Raw genomic sequence first — 14569 nt, 5'->3', positions numbered from 1 at the left:
CGCGCGTGGAGGGCCGTTCGCATCACGGCGTGGTGTCAGCCGGTCTTGTCGGCCGTCCGGAACCGCCGCACCCCGGACGGCGTCACCACCGCGTGCACCGGCCGGTCGTGCGCCTGAGCCGGCAGCTGCTCGACGACCTCCGAGTCGTACAGCAGCACCACCAGCGCCGGACGCGCCCCCGCCTGCTCCAAACGGGCGAGAACACGGTCGTACGAGCCTCCGCCGCGCCCCAGCCGCATGCCGCGCGCGTCGACCGCCAGGCCGGGCAGCAGAACGACGTCCGCGGCGGTCACGGCGTCCGGGCCGAGGCGCTCGCCGGCGGGCTCGAACAGGGCCATTTTCCCGCCGTGTCGGACGCGTGCGAGGGACCCCTCCCCGGTGTAGGTGCCCCAGTCCAGGTCGTTGTCGGGCAGCAGGGCCGGAAGCAGGACGCGCACACCCCGCGCGCGCAGCGCGTCGAGCAGCGCGAGGGTGCCCGGCTCGGCGCCCACGGAGACGTACGCCGCCACCGTGCGCGCCTGCGCCAACTCGGGCAGGTCCCGCGCCCGCTCGGCCAGCGCCGTCGCCGCTTCCCGCACGTCATCCGCCGTCAACCTGTTCCTCACTGCGAGGAACTCTCGCCGCAACGTCCGCTTGTCAGGCTCGGCCGCGCGTCCGCCGTGACCCACAGTCCCTCCCGAAACCGATCGAATACGCTCATATGAGCGCTAATTAACCGGAGCGGCAGATTCACTGCAAACGCACCGGATAAGGTTGCCGCATGACTCAGTCGCACCCTCGGATCAGCAAGGCTGTCATCCCCGCAGCAGGCCTCGGTACCCGGTTCCTGCCGGCCACCAAAGCCACTCCCAAGGAGATGCTGCCGGTCGTGGACAAGCCGGCGATCCAGTACGTGGTCGAGGAGGCCGTGGCGGCGGGGCTCGACGACGTCCTCATGGTGACGGGCCGCAACAAGCGCCCGCTGGAGGACCACTTCGACCGTAACTACGAGCTGGAGTCCGCCCTGGAGAAGAAGGGCGACGCCGAACGGCTCGCCAAGGTCCAGGAGTCCAGCGACCTCGCCACCATCCACTACGTCCGCCAGGGCGACCCCCGGGGCCTCGGCCACGCCGTGCTGTGCGCCGCCCCGCACGTCGGTCAGGAGCCCTTCGCGGTCCTGCTCGGCGACGACCTGATCGACCCGCGTGACCCGCTGCTCCAGCGCATGATCGAGATCCAGGAGCAGTACGGCGGCAGCGTCATCGCCCTCATGGAGGTCGCACCCGAGCAGGTCCACCTCTACGGATGCGCCGCCGTCGAGAGGACCGAGGACGCCGACGTCGTCAAGGTCAGCGGCCTGGTGGAGAAGCCCGACCCGGCCGAGGCCCCGTCCAACTACGCCGTCATCGGCCGCTACGTCCTCGACCCGCGCATCTTCGACATCCTGCGCAAGACCGAGCCGGGCCGCGGCGGCGAGATCCAGCTCACCGACGCCCTCCAGCAGCTCGCGGAGGACGAGAGGATCGGCGGCCCGGTGCACGGCGTCGTCTTCAAGGGCCGCCGCTATGACACCGGCGACCGAGGCGACTTCCTGCGTGCCATTGTCAGACTCGCATGCGAACGTGAAGACCTGGGCCCGGAGTTCCGGACCTGGCTTCGCAGGTACGTAGCCGAGGAGATGTAGCCACGTTGAGCAGCGCCGCGCCCCGCGCCACCGGACCGGACCACCTGTGGTCGGTGGACGAACACCTGGAGGACATCCTCGCGACCGTCCGCCCCCTCGAACCCATCGAGCTGAACCTGCTCGACGCCCAGGGCTGCGTCCTGGTCGACGACATCACGGTGCCGGTGTCCCTGCCACCGTTCGACAACAGCTCCATGGACGGGTACGCGGTACGGGTCGCGGATGTCGCGGGCGCGAGCGAGGAGTTCCCCGCCGTCCTGGAGGTCGTCGGGGACGTCGCGGCGGGCCAGGCCGATCTGCTCCAGGTGGGCCCCGGCCAGGCCGCCCGCATCATGACCGGCGCCCCGCTCCCGCCGGGCGCCGAGACCGTCGTCCCGGTCGAGTGGACCGACGGCGGCCTCGGCGAGGGGCCGGTCAGCGGGATGCGCGCCCGCAGCCTGGCCCCCGAGGGCGCCGAGGGCGAGGTCCATGTCTACCGCCCGGCCGAGGCACGCGCGCATGTGCGCGCGGAGGGCAGCGACGTCAGGGTCGGCGACCGCGCCCTGGAGGCCGGCACCGTCCTCGGCCCGCCCCAGATCGCCCTGCTCGCGGCGATCGGCCGCGGCACCGTACGCGTCCGCCCGCGCCCGCGCGTGGTGGTGCTGTCCACGGGCAGCGAACTCGTCCAGCCCGACGAGGAACTGCGCAGCGGCCAGATCTACGACTCCAACAGCTTCGCCCTCACCGCCGCCGCCCGCGACGCCGGCGCCATCGCCTACCGTGTGGGCGCCGTCGCCGACGACGCCGAGATCCTGCGCTCCACCATCGAGGACCAGCTGGTCCGCGCAGACCTGATGGTCACCACCGGTGGCGTGAGCGTCGGGGCGTACGACGTCGTCAAGGAGGCGCTGGCGCACGTCGGCGACGAGGACGAGCCCGGCAGCGGCGTCGAGTTCCGCAAGCTCGCCATGCAGCCCGGCAAGCCCCAGGGGTTCGGCTCCATCGGCCCCGACCACATCCCGCTGCTGGCCCTCCCCGGCAACCCCGTCTCCTCGTACGTCTCCTTCGAGCTGTTCGTCCGCCCCGCGATCCGCGCCCTCATGGGCCTGGACGACGTCCACCGGCCGACGGCCCGGGCGACCCTGACCGCGGACAAGGCGCTGACCTCGCCGAAGGGCCGCCGCCAGTTCCTGCGCGGCACATACGCCGACGGCGCGGTCACCCCGGTCGGTGGCGCCGGCTCCCACCTGATCGCCGCGCTCGCCCACGCCGACGCGCTGATCGTGGTCCCGGAGGACGTCGAGTCCGTCGAGCCCGGCACCGAGGTCGAGGTGGTCCTGCTCGGCTGAGCGCCGCTGGTTGGGGGTACCGTGTCGCGCACAGCAGGCCCACGCGCCGCACCGCGCCGGGCCCGGACCGGGAGCGCCACAGAAGCATGACTGAGCATGACCGGGGGGACACCTCCGCACCCCCAGTGCAGGACCGCCTGACGCACATCGACGACGCGGGCGCCGCCCGCATGGTGGACGTGTCGGAGAAGGACGTGACCGCGCGCACGGCCCGTGCCAGCGGCCGCGTCCTGGTCTCGCCCCGCGTGGTCGAGCTGCTGCGCGGCGAGGGCGTCCCCAAGGGCGACGCCCTGGCCACCGCGCGGATCGCGGGCATCATGGGCGCCAAGCGCACCCCGGACCTCATTCCGTTGTGCCACCCGTTGTCGGTGTCCGGTGTGACACTGGACCTGTCGGTCGCGGACGACGCCGTGGAGATCCGGGCCACGGTGAAGACGACGGACCGCACGGGCGTCGAGATGGAGGCCCTCACCGCGGTCTCCGTCGCCGCCCTCACCGTGATCGACATGGTCAAGGCGGTCGACAAGGGAGCGGTCATCACGGACGTACGGGTGGAGGAGAAGACGGGCGGCAAGTCGGGCCACTGGAGCCGGGCATGACCTACCGCGCTCTGGTGGTCACCGCCTCCAACCGGGCTGCCGCCGGCGTCTACGAGGACAAGGGCGGCCCGCTGATCGCCGACGGCCTCAGGGGCTTCGGCTTCGCCGTCGAGGGCCCGCAGGTCGTGCCCGACGGCGACCCCGTCGAGGCCGCGCTGCGCTCCGGCGTCGAGGCCGGCTACGACGTGATCGTCACCACCGGCGGCACCGGCATCTCGCCCACCGACCGCACCCCCGAGGCGACGCGCAGGGTGATCGACCACGAGGTGCCGGGCATCGCGGAGGCCATCCGGGCGTTCGGCCGGGACAAGGTGCCGACCGCGGCGCTCTCCCGGGGCCTCGCCGGAGTGGCCGGGCGGACGCTGATCGTCAATCTGCCGGGTTCCACCGGCGGGGTGAAGGACGGACTGGCGGTCCTGGAACCCCTGCTGGTCCACGCCGTCGACCAGATCCGGGGCGGCGATCACCCCAGACCCGGCGCCAGCAGTGGGGGTGCCAGCTGAACAGCCCATCCTGGCCCGTCGAACTGGTGGACGGCGATGTCCTCCTCCGGCCGATAAAGCTGCGCGACCAGCGGGCCTGGCGCGAGGTCAACCGGCGCAACCGGGACTGGCTGCGGCCATGGGAGGCGACCATTCCGCCGCCCGCGCCCGGGGGGCCGATGGCGCACCGGCCGACCTACCGCCAGATGGTCCGCCACCTCAGGTCCGAGGCGAACGCGGGCAGGATGCTGCCGTTCGTCATCGAGTACCAGGGGCGACTGGTCGGGCAGTTGACGGTGGCGGGGATCACCTGGGGCTCGATGTGCTCCGGGCACGTCGGCTACTGGGTGGACGAGGCGGTGGCGGGCCGTGGCGTGATGCCGACGGCCGTGGCACTCGTGGTGGACCACTGTTTCCGCACGGTCGGTCTGCACCGCATCGAGGTCTGCATTCGCCCCGAGAACGTGCCCAGCCGCCGGGTCGTGGAGAAACTCGGATTCCGCGAGGAGGGGCTCAGGCCGCGTTATCTCCACATCGACGGAGCCTGGCGCGACCACCTCGTCTTCGCGCTCACCGCGGAGGAGGTGCCCGACGGCCTGCTCACGCGCTGGCACCGGACACGCTCCCAGAACGCGCCTCACTGATCCCCGTCACCCAGAATTGAATATGTGTTCGATAATGATCGGTTGGCGACCATCTCAGGGCATTGAATTCCCGGCCTTGACGGTCTGCTGATCGCGCCGGTCACAAAAAAAGTTCGAAATATCAGCCAGATCGTGCGACACACCGGCGCAATTGGCAGATGGCCTCATGCAAACCCCTCTACCGTGTGAGGCGTGAGCAGCAGCGGCCTCATCTACGCAGTCATTGTCGGGGCCTGGGCCGCCTACCTGGTGCCCATGTGGCTCCGTAGGCAGGACGAGCTGAACGAGGCCCGTCCGACGGAACGCTTCAGCACGGCCATCCGGTTGTTGTCCGGACGGGCGGGGATGGAGCGCCGGTACGCCAAGGACCTGCGGGCGCGCTCCGCCGACGAGGGGGAGCACGACGCCGACGACCCGGATGCCGTCACCGACTCGGTGGACGTCCGGGCCTTCGCCGTGTCCAAGACCTGCCCGCAGACCCAGGTACCCGTACCGCGGCCCGTCTCCCCGCGGCCCGAACCGGCGCATGACGAGACGGGCAGGCCGCCCCGCCGCCCCGCGGCCAAGAAGGCCTCCGAACCCGGCACGGCACCGGCGCGGGAGCGCGTCCCGGCCGCCCGCCGCGCGCCCAGCGCGGGCGCCGCACAGGCAGCCGCGGCCCGCGCCCAGCGTTCGAAGGTCCTCGCGCGCCGCAGACGCACCACGACCGTCCTCTTCCTCGCCTTCACGCTCGGCGCGATCGTCGCCGCGGTCGGCGGGCTCGCGTTCCTGTGGGCGCCCGGCGTGCCCGCCGTCATGCTCAGCGCGTACATCGCGTACCTGCGTTCCCAGGAGCGCCGCCGCTTCGCCTACCAGATGGACCGCCGCCGGGCCGAGGCCGCCGCACAGCGACTGCGCGAGCGCGGCGAGCGCCAGCCGCGCCGGCGTGCGACCGTCGAGGCCGAGGCCGACGCCGAGGAGCCGGACGAAGGCGCCGAGCCGGGGCCCGACCCCGGCCTGTCGGCGCTCGCCGCGGACCGGCGGGCCCTGGTCGAGCAGACCGACCACGCGGAGTGGGTCGACCAGCAGCGCGAACGGCAGCGCCGCCCCGGACAGGGCGACAGCTGGGATCCGGTACCGGTACCGCTGCCGACGTACGTGACCGCGCCGGTCGCCCCGCGCGCCACCGCCGACGTGGACCTGGGAGCGCCGGACGCGTGGAGCTCGGCCCGGTCCAGCCCCGTCGCCCCCGACCGCGAGGACGCGCCCGGCCCCGCCGACGCCACGGAACGGGACACGGCGACGGCCCACGCCGAGGACGGCCCCGAGACCGGCGGCCGCAGTGACGCCCGCCGCGCCGCGTCCGCCCGCCGGGCACGCGAGCGGGGCCGTACGCCACTGTTCGACCAGTACGAGGACGGGGACCGGCCGCGGGCCGCCAACGAGTAGGCCCTGTCGTTTGGATCAGGCCGGCTGCAGTCACGGCGCCGCCCCGCGACGCCGGGATGATCCAAACGACAGGGCCTAGGCCCCCGCCCCACCAGGGAGCGCCGCCGGGGATCGGATTTCCGAGCACCCCGATCGGGGTGCTAAAGTTTCACTCGTTGCAAGGGCCTGTGGCGCAGTCCGGTAGCGCACCTCGTTCGCATCGAGGGGGCCAGGGGTTCAAATCCCCTCAGGTCCACCGCAACAACTGCTCGCGAGGCAGTTGATGGGATCCCGCCCGATCGGTTGATCGGGCGGGATTCTTTTTGTGCGCCGGAGCACACACACGGGCTGACGCCGTCTCAGCCGCTCACTCCCGCACCCCGGCCATCCCCCGCGCCCGCCGCACCGCGACACCCGCCGGGATCACCGCAGACACCACCGCGAGGACCGCGCACGCCCCGGCCGCCATGCCCAGCGCCTGCCACGGCAGGGCGATCGACGCCGGTGCCGACAGCAGGCCCAGGGCAGCCCCCATGCCGGCCAGGTTCAGGCCCGCCACCAGCAGGCCCAGCAGCGTGCCGACGGCGACCACGGTCAGGGCCTCCGCGGCGACCAGGCGCAGCACCTGCCCGCCGGTGGCGCCCGCCAGGCGCAGGACCGCCAGGTCGCGCGCCCGGTCGGAGGTCGCCATCACCAGCGTGCCCGCGAGGGAGATGCCGGTGTAGAGCAGGGCGATGCCGAGGACCAGCAGGAAGCCCAGCCGGGTCGTGCCGTCGGTCCGGGGCGAAGTGGCCCTCAGCCACGCCGCCTTGGTCAGCACACGCCCGTCCGACGCCCGGACCGCCTCCCGCAGTCCCGCCGCCACCGCGTCGGCCCGCGCGCCCTCCGCCATCCTCACCTCGACCCGGTCGACGGCCGCTCCCGGCGCGTTGGCCGGGGTGACGTACACGCCGTTGTCGCCGGTGCCGACCGGCATCACCGCGGCGATCCTCAGCGACCTGCGCGTGCCGTCGCCGAGCCACACGGTCACGTGCTCGCCGACCGTGTGCCGCTGCCACTCCTCGTTGACGATGATCGACCGGTCGTCGAGGCCGGTGATCCGCCCGGCCGTCAGCGGCAGCCGTGCGGTCGCGGCGAGCGCCCGCGGGTCGGCGGCCCGGGCGGCGGAGCGGATCAGGGCCACCCCGTCCTCCAGCACGTACACCGCGCTCGACGCCGTCGCCGAGACCTCCGCGCCGGGCACCGCCCGCAGCCGCCGGAGCGCCGCGCGGTCCAGGCCGCTCTCCGACGTCACCACGAAGTCGGCGGCCGTCCGCTCCCGGGCCTCGGCCGCCTGCGCCCGGTTCAGCGTCGCGGTGGCCCCGAGCAGCGAGCCCGTCAGCGCCACCGTGACCAGGACGGGCGCCGCGACCGAGGCGGTACGGCGGACCGCGGCGGCGGCGTTCTCCCGCACCAGCATCCCGCCCGCACCGGGCAGCCGGGACGGCAGCCACGCGACCAGCCGGGTCAGCGGGCGCACCAGCGCCGGGGCCAGCAGCGCCACCGCCGTGATCAGCAGCATCGGACGGCTGACGTACGTCTTGCGGTGCAGCAGGTCACCCGGGTCGGACGCCAGTGCCCAGGCGAGGGTCGCACCGGCCGTGACCAGAAGCGCCGCGCCGCACAGCAGGCGGCCCCACGTCAGGGCACCGCTGTCCACCGACGCCTCGCGCAGCGCCTGCGTGGGCCCGGTCCGCCCGGCCCGCCAGGACGCCGCCACCACCCCGCACAGGGCCACCAGCAGTCCCGTCCAGAAGGCCACGTGATACGGCCAGGTGTGGTCGCCGATCGTGAACCAGCCGGGGGCGAGGCCGCCGTCCACCACCCACGCGGCCAGGTGCGGGGCGGCGTACGAGGCCAGCGCGCAGCCCGTCGCCGAGGCGAGGATGCCGATCAGCAGGGCCTCCGCGCACACCATCCGGCGGATCTGGCCCGGTGTGGAGCCCGCGGTGCGCAGCAGACCGAACTCCCGGCGCCGCTGGGCGACCGCGAAGGCGAACGTGGACGCCACCACGAACACCGACACGAACCCGGACACCCCGCCCGCCGTCCCGAACAGCGCGTTCAGCGCGGTCAGCGCCTCCCGGTCCCGGTCGGGACCGGCGTCCGCGAGCCGCCGCGCGTCGCCGGTGAGCACCTGGGCGCCGGTGCCCACCACCCTTCGTACCTGCGCCGCGTCCGCGTCCACGACCAGCTGCGCGCTCCCCGGCGAGAGGCGGGCGGCGCGCGCGTCGGAGTAGAACACCGGGTTCTCGAAACCGAGCCCTCGTACCGTCCCCACGACCCGTACCGCGCCGGAGCCGGTCCGCAGCCGCTCGCCGACACGCGCCCAGTCCCCGGTGACCACCACCTCGTCGGCGGCTCGCGGCGCACGCCCCGCAGTCAGCTCGTACGGGGCGAACGCCGCCGTCGACCACGGGTGACCCACCGGATCGCCGGGGCCGCCCTCGACCCGCACCGGGAAGGAGCGGTCCTCCGTGACCCGGCCCAGCGCGCGCAGCGCGGCGACCGTCCGGGCCGGTACGGGGCGGGGGTGCGCCAGCTGCTGCGTCCGGACGCCGATCGGGGTCGGCACGCGCAGCGTGTCCTGCCCCCGCACCACCACTGGCGCCGTGGCGAACCGCTCCGGCCGCCGCTCGGGCGCGTCCAGCGAGGAGGCGAGCGCCAGGCCCATGACGGCGATCAGCGCGACGCCGAGCGCAAGGGCGACGAAGGTGCCGGTGAAGGTGATCCAGCGGGTGCGCAGGGTGCGCACGGCGATGCTCAGCACGGCACGGCCTCCAGCGTCGTCATATGTCCCGCGATCTCACCGGCCGAGGCACCCGTCAGCTCGCCGCTCACCCGTCCGTCGACCAGGAACACCACCCGGTCCGCGTACGAGGCGGCCACCGGATCGTGGGTCACCATCACGACCGTCCGGCCCTCGGCGTCGACCATGCCGCGCAGCAGCGCCAGCACCTCACGGCCGGTCCCCGAGTCCAGCGCACCCGTCGGCTCGTCGCCGAACAGCACCTCGGGCCGGGTGACCAGCGCACGGGCCAGCGCCACGCGCTGCTGCTGACCTCCGGACAACTGCGAGGGCCGATGACCGGCCCGCTCCCCGAGCCCCACCTGCCGCAGCACCTCCCGCACCCGCGCCTTCGGCGGACGCCGGCCGGCCAGGCGCAGCGGCAGGGCGACGTTCTGCTCGGCGGTCAGCGACGGCAGCAGGTTGAACGCCTGGAAGACGAACCCGACCCGCTCGCGGCGCAGCAGGGTCAGCCGCCGCTCGTTCAGCGCCGTCAGCTCCGTCTCCCCGAGCCGCACCGAGCCCGAGGTGGGCCGGTCCAGACCCGCCGCGCACTGCAGCAGCGTGGACTTGCCCGAGCCGGACGGCCCCATGACGGCGGTGAAGGAGCCCGTCGGGAAGGCGAGCGAGACCCGGTCCAGCGCGGTCACCCGGCCACCGCCCGATCCGTACTCCCTGCTCACCGCGTGCAGTTCGATCGCGTTGGGTCTCATCTCTCCCCGCGCCCCCATCCGTTGGTTCCGACCACGGATCCACGAAACCCCGGGAGGGCACCCGTGATCAGTGCGTCAGGGACGAGACTTGAGGTAGGGCCAGGCATACCCCCGGATCTCCGTCAGGACCGATGGCCAGGGTCAGCGGCCCGCTCCTACGGTGATCCCCATGACGGTGTGGCAGGCGCTCGGCGGGCGCGGTTACCTGGGGTCGGCGTGGCCGTGGCGGGCGGGGGCGTTCCTGGCGAGCGGGGCGCTGTTCGGGGCGGTCGTCCTGGTGGTGGTCCTCAGCGGGGCCGTGGTCGGGGCCGCGCTCGCCGTCCTGCTCCTGGGGCTGCCGCTGCTGGTGCTCACCGCGCTGGCCGGGATACCCGTAGCCGCCGTCGAGCGGTGGCGGCTGCGGCTGGCCGGCGTGGGGCCGCTGCCCGCCGGGTCCCACCGGATGCCGGACGGGCCGGGGCTGCCGGCGTGGCTGTCGACGCGGGCCAGGGAGACGGCGACCTGGCGGGAGCTGGCGTACGCCCTCCTGCTCGCCCTGGTGCTGTGGCCGCTGGACGCGCTGGCCGTCACGTTCGGCGCCGGGGTTCCGCTGTCCCTGGTCGCCACGCCGGTGCTGGTCGGCGTCCACGGCGAGGCGAAGGTGGTCAAGCTGTGGACCGTGGACACCTGGGCGGCGGCCTGCGGGGTCGCCGTGCTCGGGCTGGTGCTGCTGGCGGCCGGCGCATACGCCCTGGGGGTCGTGGCCGGGGCACGGGCCGAGCTGGCGCGGGCGCTGCTGGTCTCCAGGGAGAGCGAACTGGTCAGCTCCCGCGTGCGGTTGGTGGACGCCTTCGAGGCGGAGCGGCGGCGCATCGAACGGGACCTGCACGACGGTGCCCAACAGCGCCTGGTCGCCCTCACCATGACGCTCGGCCTCGCCCGCCTGGACGCCCCGCCCGGACCGCTCGCCGGCCAACTGGCCAAGGCGCACGGGGAGGCCGAGCAGGCCCTCGCGGAACTGCGTGACCTCATCCACGGCATCCACCCCAGGGTCCTCGCCGACTACGGCCTCGAAGCCGCCGTCGCCGACGCGGCGGACCGCAGCCCGGTCCCCGTGGACCTCGGCCTCGACCTGTCCGTCCGGCTGCCCCGACCCGTCGAGTCCGCCGCCTACTTCGTGGTCTGCGAGGCCCTCGCCAACATCGCCAGGCACAGCGGGGCGAGCCGCGCCGAGGTCAGGGGGACGTACGACGGCAGGCGGCTGGTCCTCGACATCCGCGACGACGGGCGCGGCGGCGCGGACCCGCGCGGTGGCACCGGGCTCACCGGACTCGCGGACCGGGTGTCGGTCCTCGATGGCAGACTCTCCCTGTCCAGCCCGCCGGGCGGACCGACCCTGCTGCACGTGGAGTTTCCTTGCCGGCCGACACCCCGCTCCGCATAGTCCTCGCCGAGGACAGCGTGCTCCTGCGTGAGGGCCTCATCGGTCTGCTCACCCGCTTCGGACACGAGGTCGTCGCGGCGGTCGGCGACGCGGACGCGCTGCTCGCGGCGGTCACCGAGCACACACCCGACGTGGTGGTGACGGACGTACGGATGCCGCCCGGCTTCCAGGACGAGGGCCTGCACGCGGCCGTGCGGCTGCGCGCCGAGCGGCCCGGGCTGCCGGTGCTGGTGCTCAGCCAGTACGTGCAGCGGGCGTACGCCGTCGAACTGCTCGACTCCGGCGACGGAACGGGCGTCGGCTACCTGCTCAAGGACCGGGTCGGCCAGGTCGAGCAGTTCGTGGACGCGCTCGCCGAGGTCGCGTCCGGCGGCACGGTCGTCGACCCCGAGGTCGTACGCCAACTGCTGCGCCGGCGCCGGGACCCGCTCGCGCGGCTCACCGCGCGCGAGCGGGAGGTGCTGGCGCTGATCGCCGAGGGCAAGTCCAACAGCGCGATCGCCCGGACGCTGGTGGTGTCCGAGGCGGCCGTCGGCAAGCACATCGGCAGCATCCTCACCAAGCTGGACCTGCCGCCCGCCGGCGACACCCACCGGCGGGTCCTGGCGGTCCTCGCGTTTCTCCGCGCGTGACCTACAGCTGCTTGGCGTAGCAGCGGCTCGACTCGTAGTGCCGGTAGTAGCCGAACTTCTCGCACGGCTCGTAGCCGCTGGAGGTGTACAGGGCGATCGCCTCCGGCTGTTTGGTGCCGGTCTCCAGGACCATGCGGCGGCGGCCGGCCGCGCGGGCGTCCTCCTCCAGGGCGGCCAGGACACGGCGGGCCAGCCCCCGGCCCCGCATCTCCTCCACCACGTACATCCGCTTCAGCTCGGCGTCCCCGTCGAGGTTTCCCTCACCGTTGGCGTCCTGGGCGCGCCAGCCGCCGGAGGCGACGGGGACGTCGTTCTCGTCGTACGCGATCAGGTAGAGGCCGTTCGGCGGCTCGAAGTCGGCCGGGTCCAGGGGCGTGGCGTCACCGCCGTCGCCGTAGCGCAGGTCGTACTCGGCCTGTACCTGGTCGTTGAGTTTGACGGCGTCGGGGTGGTCGAAGGAGACCCGGCGTATGTCCATGCGGTGATCGTATTTTCCGTTCAGTCCATCGGTTCCGGAATCGGACGCAGTCCAGTGTGCCGGTATCGTTCCGGCGTGCTCACCGTGACCTCCGTGAACGTGAATGGACTCCGGGCCGCCGCGAAGAAGGGCTTCGTGGAGTGGCTCGCGGACACCGAAGCCGACGTGCTGTGCCTGCAGGAGGTGCGCGCCGAGCCGCAGCAACTGCCCGAGCACGTCCGCACCCCCGACGGCTGGCATGTGGTGCACGCCCCCGCCGCCGCCAAGGGCCGCGCCGGTGTCTCCCTCTACACCCGCCGCGAGCCCGACCGCGTCCGGATCGGCTTCGGGTCGCCGGAGTTCGACAGCAGCGGCCGCTATGTCGAGGCCGACCTGCCCGGCGTCACCGTCGCCTCCCTCTACCTCCCCTCCGGCGAGGTCGGCACCGAGCGGCAGGACGAGAAGGTCCGCTTCATGGACGAGTTCCTCGCCTACCTCAAGGACCTGCGCGAACGCGCCGCCGCCGACGGCCGCGAGGTCCTCGTCTGCGGCGACTGGAACATCGCCCACCAGCAGGCCGACCTGAAGAACTGGCGCGGCAACACCAAGAACTCCGGCTTCCTGCCCGAGGAAAGGGAGTGGCTGAGCCGGGTCTTCGATCCGGCCGACGGCGGCTGTGTCGATGTCGTGCGGGCGCTGCATCCGGGGGTGGAGGGGCCGTACACGTGGTGGTCGTACCGGGGGCGGGCCTTCGACAACGATTCAGGCTGGCGGATCGACCTGGCCGTGGCGACCCCCGGGCTGGCGGCACGGGCCGTGAAGGCGGTCGTCGAGCGAGCGGCCAGCCACGAGGAGCGGTGGTCGGACCATGCTCCTGTGACTGTCGTCTTCGAGATGTGAGGATGACGGTACGGGGCGCTGTCGAACGGCGCGCGCCCCGTGGGGCTTGGCCCTCAGGTGTCAGCTGGTCTGCGGTGCGGCTGAGGGTTTCCTGATGGTGAAGGTCAGGCGTGAAGTGTCCGGACCGGTCCGTCGGGCGTGATCACCCCCGCGACCACCTTTGCCGACGGTGACGCGGACGCCGTCACGGAGAAGAAGCTCGCGGGACACGGCAACGTCCGTCGCCGTCGCCCGACGGTAGTGGTCGAGCGCGTACTCCTCCAGCCAGTCGGAGCGCATGGCGGCCGGTGAGTGACACACTTCTCCACGCGCCGTGGCGCGGCACACATAGTCGCCGTACGGGTAGCCCTTGCGTAGGGCGAAGTACATGCGCCCTTCGCAGCCCGCACAGTGGGCGATGGCCGTGAGTAGCGCCGTCGTCTGGCTCCTCGGGCGGCGGGTGCCGTTGGAACGCGCCAGAAGCGCGTCCTGGAGCGCACGGAACTCCTCGTCGGACAGCAATGGCGGTCCGACGAGTACAGGAGCACCGGACCCGTCGCGGACCGTCTGGCCCTGGTGCGTCCTGTGCCCCATCAGGGACGGGCTGCGCAGCACCTTGGACAACGTGCCCGATGTCCAGCGGAAGCGTTCGAAGTCACGTCCGTGTCGCCTACCGCCCATCGGGCGGCCCTGGAGTCGTGCGTGGCGGTCGCGCGGCACGGGCACACCTGCGTCGTTCAGTTTGCGTGCGATGGCGATCAGTGACGATCCCGCAAGTACGTCCTCCACGATCGCTCGGACGACAAGGGCTGTCTCGGGGTCGGGAGACAGGCACCACCCGCTGCCCGCAGGGTGCGGTGCCTTCCGATAGCCGAAGGGGACGAGCCCGCCCCCGTAGCGACCGGCCGCGCGCAATGCCTCGTGACTGCTGCTGAGCCGGGCGGAGATGGTGCGGGCTTCCTGCTCGGCGTCATGAGCGAGGTCCGTGCACCGCTGGATGACCCAACCGTCCGCCTGTGGTGTCACGACGAGCGGGTGGTCGGCTTCCGGCATGCAGAACACGAGTGTCCGGGTGTGCTGCCGCCCCCATGCGATCAACTCGTCCATGTGCGCCACGGAGCGTACGGCGCGATCCACGTGTGACCAGACGACGGCTTCATACTCGTGAGGCCGACCCAGCCAGGATGACAGGGAGGGCCTCTCGAACGGGGACATCTGATGGGCCGAGACCCCCAGGTCCGCAGCCTCGGCGATCAGAGTGAAGCCGAGCCTCTCAGCGGAGCGGTGGATGGCGGATCGCTGTCGGCTTGGCGAAGTGGTCACACTGGTGAGGCAACTGAGACGCAGGGCTGCAAGGGCCTTTGGCCGTCCAGCGAAGGGCGCGGCAAAGGGGGTGCGTGGGGCCGGTCGGGGGCTACGCTCGGACATGCTGGCACTCCTGAACAGTGTCGGCCATACCCCGGGGCTGGTCGCACAGCCGCCGGGGTTTTCGATCTCACTGTCGGAGCACGAACG

Annotated in this window: 14 protein-coding genes and 1 tRNA gene; 10 read left to right on the top strand and 5 right to left on the bottom strand. The window is 72.9% G+C overall.

The genetic code is table 11. The features are described 5' to 3' along the window. Positions 1 to 35 precede the first annotated feature (35 nt). Positions 36 to 668: a 5-formyltetrahydrofolate cyclo-ligase gene (locus tag NW895_RS02005; protein WP_289933282.1), complete on the bottom strand. Its 633-nt coding sequence runs from the start codon at positions 666 to 668 to the stop codon at positions 36 to 38. Positions 669 to 760: 92 nt separating this feature from the next. Between NW895_RS02005 and galU the strand changes: the two genes are divergently transcribed. The 7 genes from galU (at position 761) to NW895_RS01970 (ending at position 6379) form a co-directional block, all read left to right on the top strand. After that, positions 761 to 1663 carry a UTP--glucose-1-phosphate uridylyltransferase GalU gene (galU, locus tag NW895_RS02000; protein WP_289933281.1) on the top strand — a complete coding sequence of 301 codons (903 nt, stop codon included), beginning with the start codon at positions 761 to 763 and terminating at the stop codon, positions 1661 to 1663. A 5-nt stretch (positions 1664 to 1668) separates the two neighbouring features. Further along, entirely contained in the window at positions 1669 to 2991 is a 1323-nt protein-coding gene (gene glp / locus NW895_RS01995; protein ID WP_289933280.1) for a gephyrin-like molybdotransferase Glp, read from the top strand. A gap of 86 nt (positions 2992 to 3077) precedes the next feature. Continuing rightward, entirely contained in the window at positions 3078 to 3590 is a 513-nt protein-coding gene (gene moaC, locus NW895_RS01990) for a cyclic pyranopterin monophosphate synthase MoaC (RefSeq protein WP_289933279.1), read from the top strand. Continuing rightward, positions 3587 to 4093 carry a MogA/MoaB family molybdenum cofactor biosynthesis protein gene (locus tag NW895_RS01985; RefSeq protein ID WP_289933278.1) on the top strand — a complete coding sequence of 169 codons (507 nt, stop codon included), beginning with the start codon at positions 3587 to 3589 and terminating at the stop codon, positions 4091 to 4093. Before moaC ends, NW895_RS01985 begins: the two co-directional genes overlap by 4 nt. 26 nt (positions 4094 to 4119) lie before the next feature. Continuing rightward, on the top strand, positions 4120 to 4716 hold the full coding sequence (locus NW895_RS01980) for a GNAT family protein (RefSeq protein ID WP_289933277.1): 597 nt from the start codon (positions 4120 to 4122) through the stop codon (positions 4714 to 4716). A gap of 192 nt (positions 4717 to 4908) precedes the next feature. After that, positions 4909 to 6144, top strand: a complete 1236-nt coding sequence (glpR, locus tag NW895_RS01975) for a gephyrin-like molybdotransferase receptor GlpR (RefSeq protein WP_289933276.1) — start codon at positions 4909 to 4911, stop codon at positions 6142 to 6144. Between the two features lie 161 nt (positions 6145 to 6305). Then, positions 6306 to 6379: transfer RNA gene (locus NW895_RS01970), tRNA-Ala, on the top strand. 111 nt (positions 6380 to 6490) lie between these two features. On the opposite strand, the gene NW895_RS01965 is transcribed toward NW895_RS01970, so the two are convergent. Then, positions 6491 to 8932, bottom strand: coding sequence for an FtsX-like permease family protein (locus tag NW895_RS01965; RefSeq protein WP_289933275.1), 2442 nt, complete (start codon positions 8930 to 8932; stop codon positions 6491 to 6493). Further along, positions 8926 to 9663: an ABC transporter ATP-binding protein gene (locus NW895_RS01960; protein WP_289933273.1), complete on the bottom strand. Its 738-nt coding sequence runs from the start codon at positions 9661 to 9663 to the stop codon at positions 8926 to 8928. Before NW895_RS01960 ends, NW895_RS01965 begins: the two co-directional genes overlap by 7 nt. A 169-nt stretch (positions 9664 to 9832) precedes the next feature. On the opposite strand from NW895_RS01960, the gene NW895_RS01955 reads away from it, so the two are divergent. Continuing rightward, positions 9833 to 11086 (top strand): sensor histidine kinase, encoded by a 1254-nt coding sequence (locus tag NW895_RS01955; RefSeq protein WP_289933272.1) that lies wholly within the window; start codon positions 9833 to 9835, stop codon positions 11084 to 11086. Further along, positions 11059 to 11718, top strand: coding sequence for a response regulator transcription factor (locus tag NW895_RS01950; protein WP_289933271.1), 660 nt, complete (start codon positions 11059 to 11061; stop codon positions 11716 to 11718). The genes NW895_RS01955 and NW895_RS01950 overlap by 28 nt, the downstream gene beginning before the upstream one ends. A 1-nt stretch (position 11719) precedes the next feature. On the opposite strand, the gene NW895_RS01945 is transcribed toward NW895_RS01950, so the two are convergent. Further along, entirely contained in the window at positions 11720 to 12196 is a 477-nt protein-coding gene (locus NW895_RS01945) for a GNAT family N-acetyltransferase (protein WP_289933269.1), read from the bottom strand. A 75-nt stretch (positions 12197 to 12271) separates the two neighbouring features. Between NW895_RS01945 and NW895_RS01940 the strand changes: the two genes are divergently transcribed. After that, positions 12272 to 13075, top strand: a complete 804-nt coding sequence (locus NW895_RS01940; protein ID WP_289933268.1) for an exodeoxyribonuclease III — start codon at positions 12272 to 12274, stop codon at positions 13073 to 13075. Between the two features lie 60 nt (positions 13076 to 13135). On the opposite strand, the gene NW895_RS01935 is transcribed toward NW895_RS01940, so the two are convergent. Further along, entirely contained in the window at positions 13136 to 14482 is a 1347-nt protein-coding gene (locus NW895_RS01935; protein ID WP_289933265.1) for a recombinase family protein, read from the bottom strand. Positions 14483 to 14569: the final 87 nt, after the last annotated feature.

The sequence above is a fragment of the Streptomyces sp. S.PNR 29 genome, assembly GCF_030386795.1.
Lineage (GTDB): Bacteria > Actinomycetota > Actinomycetes > Streptomycetales > Streptomycetaceae > Streptomyces.
Note: the sequence above shows the minus strand (reverse complement) of the source record. Positions and strands in the feature narration are given on the sequence as shown.

Coding starts and splice junctions, on each gene's coding strand:
- galU (WP_289933281.1), top strand. CDS start 761: ATGACTCAGTCGCACCCTCGGATCAGCAAGGCTGTCATCCCCGCAGCA.
- moaC (WP_289933279.1), top strand. CDS start 3,078: ATGACTGAGCATGACCGGGGGGACACCTCCGCACCCCCAGTGCAGGAC.
- NW895_RS01985 (WP_289933278.1), top strand. CDS start 3,587: ATGACCTACCGCGCTCTGGTGGTCACCGCCTCCAACCGGGCTGCCGCC.
- NW895_RS01960 (WP_289933273.1), bottom strand. CDS start 9,663: ATGAGACCCAACGCGATCGAACTGCACGCGGTGAGCAGGGAGTACGGA.
- NW895_RS01955 (WP_289933272.1), top strand. CDS start 9,833: ATGACGGTGTGGCAGGCGCTCGGCGGGCGCGGTTACCTGGGGTCGGCG.
- NW895_RS01945 (WP_289933269.1), bottom strand. CDS start 12,196: ATGGACATACGCCGGGTCTCCTTCGACCACCCCGACGCCGTCAAACTC.
- NW895_RS01935 (WP_289933265.1), bottom strand. CDS start 14,482: ATGTCCGAGCGTAGCCCCCGACCGGCCCCACGCACCCCCTTTGCCGCG.